This window comes from Reyranella aquatilis (genome assembly GCF_020880995.1).
Classification (GTDB): Bacteria; Pseudomonadota; Alphaproteobacteria; order Reyranellales; family Reyranellaceae; genus Reyranella; species Reyranella aquatilis.
This window is the reverse complement of the sequence record NZ_JAJISD010000017.1, coordinates 45,220-61,033: the sequence shown is the minus strand read 5'-3', so window position 1 is coordinate 61,033 and position 15,814 is coordinate 45,220. Positions and strand designations below refer to the sequence as shown.

Below are 15,814 nucleotides of genomic sequence, written 5' to 3'. Positions count from 1 at the left end.
CCTCAGTAGCCGAGGTAGGATTTGCGGACGTTCTCGTCGTTCTTCACGACGTCCGAGGGACCCGACATGACGACCTTGCCGGTTTCGAGCACGTAGGCGTGCGTGGCGAGGTCGAGGGCGAGTGCGGCGTTCTGCTCGACCAGCAGGATGCTGACCTTCTCCTCCTCGTTGATCCGCCGCAGGATGCGGAAGATCTCGAGCACGATCAGAGGCGCCAGGCCGAACGAGGGTTCATCGAGCAGCATCAGCCGCGGCTTCAGCATCAGCGCACGGGCGATGGCCAGCATCTGCTGCTCGCCACCCGACAGCGTGCCGGCCTGCTGCTGGATGCGTTCCTTGAGGCGCGGGAAATAGGCAAAGACGCGCTCCAGCTCGTCCTTCACCCCCTGCTTGTCCTTGCGGGTGTAGGCGGCGATGCGGAGGTTCTCGTCGACGGTCAGGGTCGTGAAGGTACCGCGTCCCTCGGGGACATGGGCGATGCGCTGGCGGACGATCTCCTCCGTCGCCATGCCGCGGATATCCTTCCCGTCGAACCGGATCGTACCGTCGGTCCGGACCATGTTGCAGATCGCCCGCAGTGTGGTCGTCTTGCCGGCGCCGTTGGCGCCCAGCAGGGTCGTGATGCCGCCGGTGGGGATGTCGAAGCCGACATCGTACAGCGACTGGGTCTGGCCGTAGAAGGCCTTCAGCCCCTTCACCTCGAGAAGTGAAGCCATTTACGCGGTCCCCAGATAGGCGCGGATCACTTCCGGATCACGCTGCACTTCCGCCGGCGTGCCGTCGGCGATCTTCTTGCCGAAATCGATCGCCACCACCTTGTCCGACACGGACATGACGAGGCTCATGTGATGCTCGACCAGCAGGACCGTGACATTCTGCAGGTCGCGGACGCGCTTGATCTGGCCCTTCAGCACCTCGATCTCGTCGTGATTCAGACCGGCCGCCGGCTCGTCGAGCAGCAGCAGCTTGGGGCTTGAGGCGAGCGCCCGGGCCAGCTCGACCCTCTTGCGGATCGGGAACGGCAGCGGGCCCGCCAGCGCATGGGCGAAAGGCACCAGATCCATGAAGGCGATCAGCTCCTCGGCCCGCCGGGTGATCGCCTCCTCCTCGCCCTTGACCTTGGGAAACCGCAGGGCGTTTTCCAGGAAGCTGGTCGAGCTGACGCTGTGGCAGCCGACCTTCACGTTGTCGAGGACCGACATGTTGTCGAACAGCGCCACGTTCTGGAACGTGCGGCCGATGCCGATCCGGGGAATGGCATGCCGCGGCCGGTCGAGGATCGTCTTTCCCTCGAACTGCACATCGCCGCTGTTGGGCGTGTAGAGCCGGCTCAGACAGTTGAAGAGCGTCGTCTTGCCGGCCCCGTTGGGGCCGATCAGACCGGCGATCTGGCCGGCGAAGACGTCGAAGGAAACGCCGTCGAGGGCGACGATGCCGCCGAACCTGACGGAAACGTCGCGCACGCTGAGCAGCGGCGAGCCGCGAGATGTGGATGGTCCTGCCATGTGAAATGCCGGTTTCGCGAACAGGCGCATTACACACGCCAAGCCCGCGAAATTACCCTGTCCTCCCAGCTACTTGCGCCCCTTCCCCGGGGTCTGCGTTTGAATTACGATGGCTTATCCCACGTTACCGTGCAACTCAAATGGAACGACGCCATGCTTTGGGCGCGATTGCGCCGCAGGTTGGCGCTGGTTGGCGGTCATTGACACGCCGCTGTTTGCAACCGATACGAAATCTCCCCTTCCAAAAAGCGGGCTCACCGCAATGATTCGCACGTTCCGCTCTGCCCTGTTCCTGACCGCAGCCTGCTTTGCGCTTCCGGTGGCCGCCCAGACGCCCCCGACCCAGGCCTGGCCGCAGAACCGGCCGCCAACCCAGGCCACGCCGCCGGCGCAGCCCGCCCAGCCGGCCACGCCGCCTTCGACCGGCGCCGCGGCGACCCCACCCGCTGCCGGCGGTCCGCTCGGTTCGGCCGCGCCGATCCCCCTTCCCCAATGGTTCGTCGACATCGACGTCAACAAGAAGGGCGAGGTCACCCGCGCCGACTTTCTGAAGTACCGGATGAAGTCGTTCGAATCGCTGGACGCCAACAAGGACAACAAGCTGTCGGTCGAGGAGTTCATCAAGGTGGTCGAGCCGCCGGTGACGCCGGCCGACGCGCCCGGCCTGCCGCCGCTCGAGGAGCGCCGTACCCGCGCCAAGGCTGAGTTCCAGAACCTCGACACCAACCGCGACGGCTTCGTCGATCGCGGTGAGGCCGAAGCGCTGGTGCATTCGGAGTTCAACAACTACGACACCGACCGCGACAACAAGATCACCGAGCCCGAGGTTCGCCTGATCATCCAGCGCTCGCTGCAGCGCGAGGCCGCGGAGCGGCAGCAGGCCGAGGCGCGCCGCCGCCAGGGCATGATGACCCTCAACGAGTTCATCGACATGCAACTGCGCCAGGGCGATGAGCTCGACAAGAACAAGGACGGCAAGATCAGCTCGCAGGACTATCTCGCGATGGCCGGCCCCGCCGATGGGCCGCAGGCCAAGAACCTGCTGCCGTTCGACATGCGCAAGCAGATCGCCATGCGCAAGTTCGCCGAGATTGACACCAACAAGGACGGCCAGATCGATCGCGTCGAGCTCACCGCCCATGCGCTGAAGCAGTTCCTCGAGATGGATCTGAACAAGGACCGCTTCATCAGCGAGGAAGAGTTCAAGAAGGCGCAGGAGGCCGAGGCGGCGAAGATCCGCGCCATCGTCCAGACGATGATGCCGGCGCAACAGCCGGCCCAGCCCCGTCCGGCTCAGCCGCAGCCGCGCGGCGGCCAGCCCGGTGGTCCGGCCCCCGCCCCCGCCCCCGCGGGCCCGCCGCCCGGCCTGCCGCAGGGCACGCGCTGACCCACGGCAAGAATTGAAAAGCCGCGGAGCCTGAAGGTTCCGCGGCTTTTTCATGCGCAGGTTCCGGAAGGCCGCGGGACGCCCTTCGCCTATTCGACGGTGACGCTCTTCGCGAGGTTGCGCGGCTGGTCGACGTCGGTGCCCTTGGCGATGGCGGTGTAATAGGCCAGCAGCTGCACCGGGATCGTGTAGAGGATCGGCGCCACCACGGGATCGATCGCGGGCATGGTGAGCGTCGCCACCGATTGGGGGCCGAGCCGCTTCACGCCGTCGGAGTCGCTCAGCAGCACCAGCTTGCCGCCACGCGCCTTCACCTGCTCGAAGTTCGATGCTGTCTTGTCGAACAGCGAATCGTTGGGCGCCACGACCACCACCGGCACCAGTTCGTCGATCAGCGCGATCGGCCCGTGCTTCATCTCGCCGGCGGCATAGCCCTCGGCGTGAATGTAGGAAATCTCCTTCAGCTTCAGGGCGCCCTCGAGCGCGACCGGATAGGACGTGCCTCGGCCGAGATAGAGCACGTCGCGCGCCTCGGCGAGCACGCCGTCGGCGATCCCCCGGTACTGCGCCTCCATGTTCATCGCCTCGTTGATCAGCGCCGGCAGCTCGATCAGCGCCGCGACGAGACGCGCCTCCTCGGCCGCCGAGATCGTGCCGCGGGCGCGGCCGGCGGCGATCGCGGTGGCCAGAAGGACGGTCTGCTGCGTGGTCGTGGCCTTGGTCGAACAGACACTGATCTCGGGGCCGGCCAGTGTGTGCAGAACGACGTTCGCCTCGCGGGCGATGGCGCTCTCCGGCACGTTCACGACCGCCAGGATGTGCTGCATCTGCGCCTTGGCGTAGCGCACCGCGGCCAGCGTATCGGCGGTCTCGCCCGACTGGGACACCGCGATGCAGACCCCGCCCTCGGGCAGCGGCGGCGCGCGGTAGCGGAACTCGGACCCCAGCTCGACCTCGACCGGCAAACGCGCGATCTGCTCGAACCAGTACTTCGCGACCATGCAGACATAGTAGGCGCCGCCGCAGCCGGTCATGGTGATGCGGCTCACCTTGTTCCAGTCGAACGGCAGGGCCGGCAGTGCCACGGTGCGCGTCGCGGGGTCGACGTAGCTGTGCAGCGTGTCGCCGATCACCGCCGGCTGCTCGTGGATCTCCTTGAGCATGAAGTGGCGGTGGTTGCCCTTGCCCATCATGGCGCCGCTGAGCCCGGTCTGGCGGATCTCGCGCTTCACTTCGGTCTTGCCCTGGAACACCGTGCAGCCGTCGGGACGCACGACCACCCAGTCCTCGTCCTCCAGGTAGCTGACGCGCTTGGTGAACGGGGCGAGCGCCAGCGCATCGGTGCCGATGTACATCTCGCCGTCGCCGTAGCCGACCGCCAGCGAGCTGCCGCGGCGGGCTCCCATCAGCAGGTCGTGCCGGCCCGCGAAGAGGACGGCGAGCGCGAAGGCGCCGCGCAGGCGTCCCATCGCCGTGCCCATCGCCTGCTCGGGCGACATCTGCCGCTCGAGATACGAGGTGATCAGCTGGGCGACGACCTCGGTGTCGGTATCGCTGTCGAACCGGCGGCCCTCGGCTTCCATTTCGGCCTTGAGCTCCTGGAAATTCTCGATGATGCCGTTGTGCACCACCGCCACACGGTCAGTGGCGATCGGATGGGCATTGCGCTCGGAGGGCTTGCCGTGAGTGGCCCATCGCGTGTGCCCGATACCGATCGTGCCCGCGAGCGGCTCGGCCTTGAGCCGCGCCTCCAGGTTCACCAGCTTGCCTTCAGCGCGGCGGCGGTCGATGTGGCCGTTCACCAGGGTGGCGACGCCGGCCGAATCGTAGCCGCGATACTCGAGCCGCTTCAGCGCGTCCACCAGGAGAGGCGTGACAGGCGCTTTGCCGATGATGCCGATGATGCCGCACATGGGGTCTGTCTCGAACGGGAGGGTGACTAGTTCTTGCCGGACCGCTCCGTGGCAGCTCTCTTCGCCGCGGCGGCACGGTCGCGGAGTTTCGCACGAAGGGCCGAGGCCCGCCCCTTCTTTGTGACCTGGCGGGCGCGGCCGAACGCCAGCGCGTCGGCGGGAACGTCCTCGGTCACCACGCTGCCGGCGGTGACGTTCGCCCCCCGGCCGACCTTGAGCGGCGCCACCAGGGAGCTGTTGGAGCCGATGAACACGTCCGGCCCAATGACCGTGCGGTGCTTGCCGAAGCCATCGTAGTTCACGGCGATCGTGCCGGCCCCGATGTTGCTGCCCGTCCCGATGTCGGCATCGCCCAGATAGGCGAGATGGTTCGCCTTGGCGCCCCGCCCCATGCGCGTCGCCTTGAGCTCCACGAAGTTGCCGATATGCACGTCGTCGGCCACTTCCGATCCCGGGCGGATGCGCGCGAACGGCCCGATGATGGCGCCCCTGCCGACGCGCACCCCCTCGATGTCGCAGAAGGCCTTGATCACGGTATCGGCGCCGATGCTGACGCCCGGCCCGAAGCGGACGTTCGGCCCGATCGTGACGTCGGTGCCGAACTTCGTGTCGGCCGACAGCCAGACCGTGCCTGGATCAGTCATTGTCACGCCCCCGATCATCGCGGCCTGGCGCAGTCGCTGCTGCAGCGCCTGCTCGGCCACGGCCAGTTCGACGCGCGAATTGATGCCCTGGAATTCCGCCTCCTCGCCCGCCACGGCGATCGCCTTGTGGCCGGCCGCGCGGGCGATGCGCACGGCGTCGGTGAGGTAGAATTCGCGCTTCACATTGTCGTTCCGGATCGCCCCCAACAGCGTCGCGATCAGCCGGCCGTCGATGCACATCACGCCGGAATTGCAGAAGTCGACCGCGCGCTCCGCGGCGTCGGCGTCCTTGCTCTCGACGATCTTCACCAGCTCGCCGCCCTCGACGATCAGGCGGCCATAGGGCGACGGATCGCGCGCCGTAAAGCCCAGCACGCCGACCGCGGCACGGGCCTTCCCGCAGGCGGCGACCAGCCGGCGCAGGCTCTGCGTCGTCACCAGCGGCGCGTCGCCGAATACGACCAGAACCGGCCCCTCATGGCCCTGGAGCACCCCCAGGGCGGCCCGGGCGGCGTGCCCCGTGCCCAGCGGCTTGCTCTGGACGACCGTCGGATGGGGTGCGAAGGCCTCGGCCACCGCCGTCGCGCCGGGCGCGATCACGCCGACGATCCGGCTCGGCTTCAGGGCGGCTGCATTGGCCAGCACATGGGCCACCATCGGTAGGTTCGCGAGCGGATGCAGCACCTTCGGCAGGGCCGACTTCATGCGGGTTCCGGCGCCGGCTGCGAGCACGACCACGGCAATCGGAGATTTCATGTCCGTCCGATGCCATGAGGCTGGCGGGGGGGCAAGGCGGATATGCTAGAGAGCACGGCATGCAGAAAGATGCCCAAACAATCGTCACCGCCCGCTTCGACACGGTCCTCTATGACCTCGACGGCACCCTGATCGACAGCGCCAAGGACATGCAGCTGGCCGTCAGCAACGTGCTGGCAGACCACGGCCTGCCGGCCGTCACAGAAGACGATGTGCGGATCTTCATGGGCCAGGGCAGCAAGGTCACCATGGGCAAGGCCTTCGCCAAGCATGGCCGGACGCTGGACGACGACACGCTGACCGCCGTGACGCGGGAGTTCGTGCGCTACTACGAGGCCGATCCGATCAGCCATACGACGGCCTTTGCCGGCGTCTCCGACGTGGTCGCCACGTTCGCGCGCATCGGCCTCAAGCAGGGCGTCTGCACCAACAAGTTCGAGAAGCCGTCGCGCATGATTCTCGAGCACCTGAAGCTGATGCCGCCGATCAGTGACGTGGCCGGGGCCGACAGTTTCCCGGTCCGCAAGCCCGACCCGCGCCACCTGCTGATGCTGCTGGAGCGCATGGGCGCCGACCCGAACCGCGCCGTGATGATCGGCGATTCGACCCACGACGCGGAGGCCGCGCGCGGTGCCGGAATCCCGGCCGTCCTGGTGAGCTGGGGCTACACCGCGAAGCCCGCCCGCGAGTTGGAGGCCGATGCGGTGATCGACCGTTTCGATGCCCTGCCCGCTGCGCTGGCGGGACTGGCAGCGGGGCGTTGACGGCCTTCCCCGACTGCCTTATACGCGCGCCTTCCGGGCGCTTAGCTCAGCGGGAGAGCACACCCTTCACACGGGTGGGGTCGTAGGTTCAATCCCTACAGCGCCCACCATCTACCCTCCGGAAAACGTTATCTAAATTCTCCGTTGGCCCTCGTGCCCACCCGCAGCCGAGGCAAGCGTTCCGCTATGGTTCGCCATGGCTGGACGCAGTTTGGGCAGCCACCAATCGCACATTCGCGAATTTCCCTTCGCTGCGCGCCTGCGCCGGGGCCAGCTTTTACGCACCGACGATCGAGCCGAGACCGCCGAGCCCAAGGCGATGGCCGATCGCCTCGCCGTCACGCGGCTGATACGTCTATGCCGCATGGGAGTCAGCCGACTTCAATTGCCGGCTGATCAGCTTCGAGAAGCGGGGAAGCCGGCGCGATCGAGTGCGTGATCGCTCAGTCCGGTATCAAGATCCGGGCGTCGGAGCGCACGCCACGGCCCAGCTCACCGTTGGCGGCTACAACGGCCGCGACGGGGAGTAGCCCCGACGGCCAATTGAAGGTCTGCAGCGCGGCGCCTAGAGTGGCCGCGGCGGGTGCGACACGGCGATTTATCCTGCACACCGGTAGGACGGGCAGCGACGCCCGGACCTAGTTGTGGGGGCGATGCAGGCCCCACCATCCGCCACTCACCCCCGAGCGCCGTTTTATTCCTGGCCGGCCATTCTGTCGGTCAAAGCCGTTTTCTCAACCCGCCCCACGGCGTCAGCGGATTGAAAGCTCGGCGCGCCATCGTGTGACCATATTGAGGGGGAGATCGGTATGGCAAAGTTGTCTTCGGACGTGGAAATCCCGCTGCACTGGGATGTCGTGAAAGGAGAGAAGCCGGGCACGATCATGCTACGTCTTCGGCACAAATCCCTTTCCGCCGTAAAGGCAGACGGCATCCAGGGCGGGAAGAACGTCCTGCTGGTTTTCTCGCAGGAAATGGCGACAAGTCTCGCGAACGATCTTCTCGGGCCGCCAAAACAAAACGCCCCCACTCCGCACCCTGACCTTCAGGGACGATCGGCAGGAGCCTGAGCGCGCCTGTTCTCCTGGATCATCGCGCCGACGGTGGCGCTCGCGCGCAGCCGGACGCCGAACTCGTCGATTGTCCCTACCAGAACCTGTCGGATTTCGATCCGGGCGGACCTTGGCGTGCTCCAGCATATCGAGACGGTCGGGGGAGGCCCGGCACGCTGGTGAACTGCCGAGCCTATCCCGTCGGCAAGGGGAGTTGGACGTTCATGCTGCCCTTCCCTTCCGCCTGTTCGTGTTGGCTGCCTTCTTCGTCTTGGCCGACGTCTCTTTTCGTCGCTCGACGGGACCGTCGCCCTGGAGGCTACGCTTCAGCGCTGCCATGAGGTCGATCACATTGGTATCGTCCGCCTCGCGCGGCTTGGTGGATTTCACCGGACGGCCCTTCTTCTTCTACTCGATCAGGTCGCGAAGAGCATCCTCATAGCGGTCGTTGAACTCGCTGGCATCGAACTCGCCGGACTGTTGGGCCACGATCTTTTCCGCGATATCGAGCATCTGCGAATCTGGCTTCGGGAGATCCGAATGGCCGATTTCGTCGAGGGTGCGGACCTCTTCGGCGGTGCGAAGCGTGGTTAGCACGAGACCGTCCTCCTCGATCTCGATCGCGCACACCCTCTCGCGCGTACTCATGACCAAACGTCCGATGGCGACCATGCCCTTCTTCTTCATCGCCTCGCGGATGACAGCGAAGGCCTGGGACACGCCGCATGGAGTCTCTACCCGCGGCGGCCGGAAGGTGGACCTGCCTCGCTACCCCGCGTTTCCGCGAAGCAGCGCGGCTGCATCGTGGGCCATTCCGAAGACGCCAAGGGACGATCCGCCCGCCGCTTGAACGGCCCACGGGGCACTGCTACCAGCGGCCATGACCAACATGCTGTCGCTCAGGCCCGGAGACCGCCTTCCGGATTTCGCCCTGCCGGGGCTGGACGGCAAGCTCCGCAAGTTCGTCTGGTCGTTCGGCGGCGCTCCTGTGACGCTCCTGGTCGTGGCCGATCTGACGGCCCTCGATCCTACGCAGTTCGGCGACCTGCGTGCCGCCTGCGAACGGGCCTCGACGACGCTGGTGATCGTCACAGGCTCCGAGATCGCGCGGGCAGCGCCCGCCTGGAAAAAGCTCGGCGCCGAGCCGGAACAGCCCCTCCTGCTGTGCGACCCGAAGGGCCAGTATCTGACAGCCCTGCTCGCACAGGGTGGCGCCGTCTCCTTCGGCCAGGCGATGGGACTGCGCCAGCGCGTGATCGTGCTCGATCCCAACCAACGCGTGGCCGCCACCTTCGACACGCGCGCCCTGGCGGCGGCGACTGAAGCGATCGGCCCCCTCGCCGATTCGGTGCGCGCCAATGGCGGCGCCGACCTGCTGCTCAACACCGCGATGGCGCCGGTCCTGGTCCTGCCCCGCGTCTTCGAGCCCGACTTCTGCACCCAGCTGATGCGCCTCTGGGCCAAGGGCGATCACAAGGATTCAGGCGTCTCGAGCCGCTACGGCAACGTCGACATGGCGAAGCTGAAGCGCACCGAGGACTACATGATCGTCGAGCCGATGATGCAGAAGGCGGTGTCCGATCGCCTCGCCTATCGCATCGGGCCGGAACTCACCAAGGTCTTTGCCTTCGACCGGGAGTTCACCTTCGATGCCCATGTCGTGTTGTCCTACAGCGCCGAGGGCGGCCACTTCTTCGCCGCCCATCGCGACAACGGCGCGCCGACCACCGCCGACCGCGCCTTCGCCGTATCGCTGAACCTCAACGACGATTTCGAGGGTGGCGAGTTGGTGTTTCCCGAATATGCAGGTGTGCGCGTCAGCCCGCCCGCCGGTGCGGCCGCCGTCTTCTCCTGCGCGCTGCTGCACGCTGTCGGCCCCGTCACCCGCGGCCGCCGCTATGCGCTCACCACCTTCTTCCGGCAGAAGCGCTGACCCGCCCTACTCGGCTGCCGCCGGAATCCAGCTCTTCTTCTCGCCGGCATATTGGGGGCCGGGATTGCCGTGCACCGTGGTGCGCCACATCAGCCGGCCCTCGCGGTCGCCGTCGAACCAGGTGGCGGCATGGACGAGGCAGCGATTGTCCCAGATCAGCAGATCGCCCTCGGTCCATTCGTGGGCGTAGCAGAAGCGGCGCTGCGTATAGTGCGCCATGATCTCGTCGAGCAGTGCCGCGCCCGCGCCGTGCGGGCCCGGCTCCAGCCCGACGAACGGTCCCTCGAACCAGTCCATCTGGCCCCATTCGCAGAGGTAGAGGGACTTCTCCCCCGTCACGGGGTGGGTGCGCACGACCGGCTGCGGCTGCGAGCGCTCGTGCGGCGCGAAGGCACGCGGCGGGCGGCCCGCCAGCGCGGCCTCGCGCGACCGGCCGGTGCCCGGCTGGGCGTGCAGGCCGACCAGGGTCTCGACCTTCGCCTTCAGCGCCGGCGGCAGCGCCTCGTAGGCCAGGATGCCGTTGGCAAACAGTGTCTGGCCGGTGTCGCGCTGCGCCGGTGTCACGGCATAGAACAGCGAGATGTCGGGCGGCGGCCGGCGATAGCTCTGGTCGGTGTGCCAGCCCTTGCGATGCGGATACTGGGTCGGGATCAGCCCGTCGGCGGCCAGCGGCGGATCGGGCCGCTTGGGCGGCGCCTTGGAGACCGGCGCCATGTTGGACACCAGCAGGATCTCCGGCACCGACACATGCACCGCCTTCAGGTCGGTCAGCGTATGCCGATAGTCCTCGACCTCGGGCCCGAAGACGCGGCTGAGCCGGATCAGCAGGTCCGGATCGTCGGAAATCCCGTTCATGCCCTGGATCAGCAGCAGCCCCCTTGCCGCCGCGAGTTCGGCCGGCAGGCGGCCGGGATCGCGCTCGGCGGCCGCCACGATCTCCGCGGCATCGCCCGCCAACCGCAGGGTGGCGCCGAAGGATGCGCCGGGCAACGGCGCCTCGCGTGTGATGTTCATGCCGATCCTCATGCCAGTGTCATGCCAACGCTCAGGCGCGCTGCCCCGCGTAGGGATCGTTGACGCCGTCGAGCGGCCAGATCGGCCGCCTGAGCTTGGTGAACTTCAGGCGCGTGAGATCGGGCGAGCAGATGCCGCCCGAATCGACCAGCACGATCTCGCGGGCGATCGGCGCGTAGGCGGCGCGGAAGTGCTGCACGCTCTTCACCACCACCACGCTCTTCGTCCGTGGGTCGATTCCCTGGCTGAGAAAGACCTGCAGGTCGATCGTCTGGATGCGGTTGGAGATGGTGACGACGTCGATGCCACCGATGCGCAGTACCGCGGTCGGCCCCATCGACGTCTCGACGCCGGCATTCATCGGCCCGTCGTTCTTGAAAGACCCGTCGGACAGGATCTTCACGCGCGCCCGCGCCTTCACCGGCGCGCCCATCGAGGGATCCGTATGGCCGCCCAGCACGACGTCGATCTCGGCGCCGACGCCGGCCGCGATCGCCTGCTGCACCGTGCCCGGATCGAAGATGGTGCCGAAGGCCACGTTGTCGACCTTGGCGTCGATCAGGGCCTGCAGCACCGGCGTCGTGTCGTTGTAGCCGCCACCGCCCGGATTGTCGGTGCCGTCGGCCACCACCAGCGGTCCCTCCTTGCCGACACCCGCCTTGGCCGCCGCGATCGCATCGGCGATCGGCCGGTAGTTCGAGGTGTTCACGTCGCGCCGCTTCCAGATCTCGTCGAGCAGTTCGGCCGCCATCTCGCGCGCGCGCTTCTCGGCGCCGGGCTCGTGGCTGACCGCGATCGACGGGCCGGTATAGGGAATGTCGGCCCAGGTGAAGCCCGCCTGGACGCTGACGACGTTGATACCCGGCTCCTTCTCGAAGGCATCGGCCCTCGCCAGCAGGTCGCGCATCAGGCCGGGCTGGGTGGTCTTGCCGGAATCCGCGCCCTGCAGCATGGCGGGCTGGACCAGCAGGCACTTCGGCTGCTTCTTGCCCTCCAGCGTCTCCTGGACCAGCGCCGCAGCCTGCACCGCTCGCTCGTAGCCGTCGATGTGCGGATAGGTCCGGTAACTCACCAGCGCATTGGCGTGGCGCGCCATCGTGGCCGTCGCATTGGCATGCAGGTCGAGCGTGGCAACGATCGGAATGTCCGGCCCGACGATGGCACGCAGGGCGCCGAGCAGTGCACCCTCCGCATCGTCCTCGGTCTCCGTGACTGCCGCGCCATGCAGCGACAGGCAGATCGCGTCGAGCCTGCCCGCCTTCTTCGCCGCCCCGAGGATCAGGTCGCGGATATGCTCCCAGGTCTCCCTGGTGAGTTTGCCCGATGGCGTCGCATTGGCCGCGGCGGCCCAGACCGGCTCCCAGCCGTACTTCTTCACCGAATCGATGTAGCCGCCGACCTCGTTCTTCGTGCCCGTGAACCGCGGCACCATCGCCTCGCCCTCGATCAGCCAGCGCTTGCGGTAGTCCTCCAGCGTGGTCTTCAGTTTACTGAAGGTATTGGTCTCGTGCATGAACTGCGCGATCAGGACGCGGTACGCCATTTCGTTACTCCTAACGCTCAGCGCTTACAGTTTGGCGGTCTTGAGCCACTCCGCCTGACCTTCCTCGCCATCGACGCCCATCGATTCGAGGAAGCGGCAGACCATCATGTAGTAGCCGATGGTCAGGGTGAGCTCGACCAGCGCGCCCGGCGTCAGGAAGGCCTGCACCGCCTTCAGCGTCTTGTCGGAGGCGCGGACGTTGCGCACCACGTCGTCGGTGTAGCGCAGCACCGCTTTCTCGTTGTCGTCGAAGGCCGGCGCCTCGATGGTGGCGTCGCGCAGGGCGGCGATCTTCTCCTCGCTGACCCCGACATCGCGGCCGATCCGCTCGTGCTGGAAGACTTCATAGGCGGTGCGGCTCAGGCGGCCAACGCGGATGATCGCCAGTTCCCGCAGCACCGGGTTCAGCTCGCAACGATAGAGCAGTCCGTTGCCCATGCGCAGGAAGCCCTTGGCCCCCTGCTCGGAGTTGGCCAGCATCTTGTAGATGTTGAGCATCGGATTGAGCTTGCCGAGAAGCTCGGCATGCTTGCCGGTGGCGTTCTCGACTTCGTAGTACGGAATACGCGCCATTGGGTCCCCTTTTCAGGCCTCAAGCCTGCAGGGAACCCCTTTCGCGGTCAACGCTCTCAGATCAGGCCGCGACTGACCAGCGGATTGAGCCAGCGCCCCCAGGGGCCCGTCAGGACGATCGGCTTCTCGACCACGATCATCGCGATGCACGGCTCGCCCGGGTCGGCGATAGGCTCGTGACGCACCGAACCGGGGCCCACAGCGAAATCGCCGACGCCATAACTGCCGGTCTCGTCGGTATAGCCGCCCTGGAGCACCACCGTATATTCGTAGCCCGGATGCTTGTGCTCGGGCAGCCCGCGTCCCGACTCAAGCCGCAGCAGCGACACGCGATGGAAGTCGCCCGGCAGATCGAGACGGATCTCGTCGAACTTGCCCATCACGCGGCGCCAATCCATCCCGGGGCGCAGGTGCGGAACCAGCGGGGCCGGCGCCCACTCGAAGCCGGGGTGGCGATGGCGGCGGGAGGAAGGCTTCGGTTCGACAGGGACGTCGTCCAGCCGCGCCAGCGTGCGCTCCAGCACGGTACCGAGCCCGGCGTCCACCGCTCCGGCAGGTTCGCGCTCCAGGAGGGCGCCACCCAGCGCGGTGAGACGATCGACCGTTTCCCGCGATGCCGGGTCCAGCGCCACGTGCAGCGCGACCGCAAGTTCCGGTCCGGCAGGCAGGGCTCCGGCGACGTAGTCCAGCAGAAGTTCTTCGGGGGCCGGATGGCTACTCATGACTCGTCTTTCTCCAGCGCATCCCGCAGGCGCCCGAGCGCGAGACGAATGCGCGACTTCACCGTTCCAAGGGGGAGCTTCAACTCCTCGGCGATCGCCGTATGAGTCTTGTCCTCGAAGAACGCCTTTTCGATCACCAGCAGTTGATCCGGCGAAAGCCCCGAGAGCAGCTCCTTCACGCGGGTATACGTCTGACCCGCCAGAACGGATTTGTCGGCATCCGCGTCTTCCGGCGCAAAAAACGTGAGCCAGTCTTCGACGTCGATGGCGGGCCGGTTGTTGCGCCGCAAAAGGTCGATCCGCTTGTTGCGGGCGATCGTGTAAAGCCACGTCGTCGCGGAGGCCCGGGTGCGGTCGAAGCTGGCGGCCTTGCGCCAGACCATGATCAGCGCTTCCTGCGCCACTTCCTGCGCGGCCTCTGCATCTGCCCCGCCCCGCATGATGAAAGCCTTCATCCTTGGGGCGAAGTGATTGAAAAGTCGGGCAAAAGCCGCACGATCCTGACGGGTCGCGATGGCTTCGATCAGGTCGGCGGCCTCGTCGGCTGAAAGCATCGGGGGAGTTTACCCCGGCCGGCCCTGAGCACCCAAATCCCAGAAAAGCCCGGTCATGAGGCGCAATCCGTCGCGCGCCACCGGCGCCAGCAGATGTTCGTCCGGCGCATGCTGCGAGCAGGCGGCGTAGGAATGCGGCACCCACACGGTCGGCAGGCCCAGAATGTCGGTGAAGACCTCGTTGGGCAGCGACCCGCCGAGGTTGGGCAGCATGTTGGGCTTCTGCCCGGCCGTCTTCTCGATCGAGCTGGAGGCGAACTTCGCCCAGGGGTTCTCCGGATCGAGCCGTGTCGCGTTCATGATCACGTCGCGGGCCTGTTCGACCTGGATCTGGCCGAAGCCGTGCTTCTCGAGGTGCCGCCGCAAGGCCGGGACAATGTCGTGCGGATCGGTGCCGACCACGAAGCGCAGCTGGCAGTAGGCGATGGCGCTGGGCGGGATGGCATTGACCGGGCGGTCGGGATTGCCGGTCTTGAAGGCCAGCACCTCGAAACTGTTCCAGCCGAACACCCGCTCGACCGGGGTCAGCGACTTCTCGCCCCAGTCCTCGTTGATCTCGGGCGCGCCCTCGCCCGCGTCGACATGGGCGTCGGCCAGCGCCGCCCGGATCGAATTGGTCAGCGTCTTGGGCCGCCACTCGGGCACTTTGATCTGGCCGCGCTCGTCGGTGATGGTGGCCAGCGCATGGGCCATGATGATTCCGGGGTTGGCCAGCAGACCGCCCCAGTTGCCGGAATGGTGCCCTCCCTCGCGCATCGTGAGCTTCAGGTTGAAGTTCAGCGTGCCCCGGGTGCCGCCGAAGATGGTTGGACGGCGATGGTCGAGCCGCGGTCCGTCCGAAGCGATCAGCGCGTCGGCCTTGAGCGCGTCCTTATGAGCCTTGCAGAAATCGGCCAAGCCCGGCGAGCCGGTCTCCTCGCCTGTCTCGATCAGGATGGTCGAGTTGAACCCGAGCGAGCCGCGCTCCTGCATGACCGAGGCCAAGGCGGCGATGTTGATCGTGTGCTGCCCCTTGTTGTCGGCCGTGCCGCGGCCATACATCCTGTCGCCCTCGATCACGATCTTCCAGGGCGACAGGCCCGCCCGCCATTGCTCCTCCTGGCCCCGGATCACGTCGCCATGGCCGTAGGTCAGGACCGTCGGCCTGGAAGGATCCTCGACCCGGCGGGCGATCAGGAACGGACCATACTCGCTGCGCGGGTTGGGCAGCACCGTGCAGTCGTAGCCGAGCTTCTCCAGGGACTGGGTCATCTCGCCGGAGACGTATTGCTGCAGGGCGGGCATGGAGCCCTGCTCCTGGCTGGTCGTCGCAATGGCGACCCGGCGCTGCAGCTCCTCGAGGAAGCCGCCGTCGTCGAAGTATTTCTCTGCGCGGGCGATCGCGCCATCCCGTGTCCCGGTCATGCTTTCCCTTGCCAGTTTTCGACGCCACGATAGCAAACTTACAGGGAGAA

General features: G+C 66.9%; 16 protein-coding genes and 1 tRNA gene. 5 read left to right on the top strand and 12 right to left on the bottom strand.

Annotated features, from left to right (window positions below):
* Positions 1-2 precede the first annotated feature (2 nt).
* On the bottom strand, positions 3-716 hold the full coding sequence (locus LJ725_RS27390; protein WP_230554138.1) for an ABC transporter ATP-binding protein: 714 nt from the start codon (positions 714-716) through the stop codon (positions 3-5).
* Positions 717-1,505: an ABC transporter ATP-binding protein gene (locus LJ725_RS27385; RefSeq protein WP_230554137.1), complete on the bottom strand. Its 789-nt coding sequence runs from the start codon at positions 1,503-1,505 to the stop codon at positions 717-719.
* 262 nt (positions 1,506-1,767) lie between these two features.
* On the opposite strand from LJ725_RS27385, the gene LJ725_RS27380 reads away from it, so the two are divergent.
* Positions 1,768-2,892 (top strand): EF-hand domain-containing protein, encoded by a 1,125-nt coding sequence (locus LJ725_RS27380; protein ID WP_230554136.1) that lies wholly within the window; start codon positions 1,768-1,770, stop codon positions 2,890-2,892.
* A gap of 89 nt (positions 2,893-2,981) precedes the next feature.
* Here LJ725_RS27380 and glmS read toward each other — a convergent pair whose 3' ends face one another.
* The gene (gene glmS, locus LJ725_RS27375) at positions 2,982-4,805 is read right to left on the bottom strand and encodes a glutamine--fructose-6-phosphate transaminase (isomerizing) (RefSeq protein ID WP_230554135.1); all 1,824 of its coding nucleotides are present in this window, start codon (positions 4,803-4,805) and stop codon (positions 2,982-2,984) included.
* Positions 4,806-4,831: 26 nt separating this feature from the next.
* Entirely contained in the window at positions 4,832-6,205 is a 1,374-nt protein-coding gene (glmU, locus tag LJ725_RS27370; protein WP_230554134.1) for a bifunctional UDP-N-acetylglucosamine diphosphorylase/glucosamine-1-phosphate N-acetyltransferase GlmU, read from the bottom strand.
* Positions 6,206-6,264: 59 nt separating this feature from the next.
* Here glmU and LJ725_RS27365 point away from each other — a divergent pair, with 59 nt between their 5' ends.
* The 3 genes from LJ725_RS27365 to LJ725_RS27355 all read left to right on the top strand — a co-directional run bounded on the left by LJ725_RS27365 (position 6,265) and on the right by LJ725_RS27355 (position 8,039).
* Positions 6,265-6,969: an HAD-IA family hydrolase gene (locus LJ725_RS27365; protein ID WP_230554133.1), complete on the top strand. Its 705-nt coding sequence runs from the start codon at positions 6,265-6,267 to the stop codon at positions 6,967-6,969.
* A gap of 35 nt (positions 6,970-7,004) precedes the next feature.
* A tRNA-Val gene (locus LJ725_RS27360) sits at positions 7,005-7,079 on the top strand.
* A gap of 699 nt (positions 7,080-7,778) precedes the next feature.
* Complete coding sequence (locus LJ725_RS27355; protein WP_230554132.1) at positions 7,779-8,039, top strand: hypothetical protein; 261 nt, start codon at positions 7,779-7,781, stop codon at positions 8,037-8,039.
* 204 nt (positions 8,040-8,243) lie between these two features.
* On the opposite strand, the gene LJ725_RS27350 is transcribed toward LJ725_RS27355, so the two are convergent.
* Both LJ725_RS27350 and LJ725_RS27345 read right to left on the bottom strand, forming a co-directional pair.
* Positions 8,244-8,411, bottom strand: a complete 168-nt coding sequence (locus tag LJ725_RS27350) for a hypothetical protein (protein WP_230554131.1) — start codon at positions 8,409-8,411, stop codon at positions 8,244-8,246.
* 18 nt (positions 8,412-8,429) lie between these two features.
* Positions 8,430-8,741 (bottom strand): Ku protein, encoded by a 312-nt coding sequence (locus tag LJ725_RS27345; RefSeq protein WP_329958402.1) that lies wholly within the window; start codon positions 8,739-8,741, stop codon positions 8,430-8,432.
* Positions 8,742-8,901: 160 nt separating this feature from the next.
* On the opposite strand from LJ725_RS27345, the gene LJ725_RS27340 reads away from it, so the two are divergent.
* Positions 8,902-9,954, top strand: a complete 1,053-nt coding sequence (locus tag LJ725_RS27340; RefSeq protein ID WP_230554129.1) for a prolyl hydroxylase family protein — start codon at positions 8,902-8,904, stop codon at positions 9,952-9,954.
* A gap of 6 nt (positions 9,955-9,960) precedes the next feature.
* Here LJ725_RS27340 and LJ725_RS27335 read toward each other — a convergent pair whose 3' ends face one another.
* From LJ725_RS27335 to LJ725_RS27310, 6 genes are read right to left on the bottom strand one after another with little or no spacing between them, the layout of a single operon-like run.
* Positions 9,961-10,968: a TauD/TfdA dioxygenase family protein gene (locus tag LJ725_RS27335; protein ID WP_230554128.1), complete on the bottom strand. Its 1,008-nt coding sequence runs from the start codon at positions 10,966-10,968 to the stop codon at positions 9,961-9,963.
* A 31-nt stretch (positions 10,969-10,999) separates the two neighbouring features.
* On the bottom strand, positions 11,000-12,511 hold the full coding sequence (locus LJ725_RS27330; RefSeq protein WP_230554127.1) for a M81 family metallopeptidase: 1,512 nt from the start codon (positions 12,509-12,511) through the stop codon (positions 11,000-11,002).
* Positions 12,512-12,535: 24 nt separating this feature from the next.
* Positions 12,536-13,084, bottom strand: a complete 549-nt coding sequence (locus tag LJ725_RS27325) for a carboxymuconolactone decarboxylase family protein (protein ID WP_230554126.1) — start codon at positions 13,082-13,084, stop codon at positions 12,536-12,538.
* A gap of 56 nt (positions 13,085-13,140) precedes the next feature.
* Positions 13,141-13,806, bottom strand: a complete 666-nt coding sequence (locus LJ725_RS27320) for a ChrR family anti-sigma-E factor (RefSeq protein ID WP_230554125.1) — start codon at positions 13,804-13,806, stop codon at positions 13,141-13,143.
* Positions 13,803-14,360, bottom strand: a complete 558-nt coding sequence (locus LJ725_RS27315; RefSeq protein ID WP_230554124.1) for a sigma-70 family RNA polymerase sigma factor — start codon at positions 14,358-14,360, stop codon at positions 13,803-13,805. Before LJ725_RS27315 ends, LJ725_RS27320 begins: the two co-directional genes overlap by 4 nt.
* Positions 14,361-14,369: 9 nt before the next feature.
* Positions 14,370-15,764 carry a M20 family metallopeptidase gene (locus LJ725_RS27310; protein WP_230554123.1) on the bottom strand — a complete coding sequence of 465 codons (1,395 nt, stop codon included), beginning with the start codon at positions 15,762-15,764 and terminating at the stop codon, positions 14,370-14,372.
* Between the last annotated feature and the right edge of the window lie 50 nt (positions 15,765-15,814).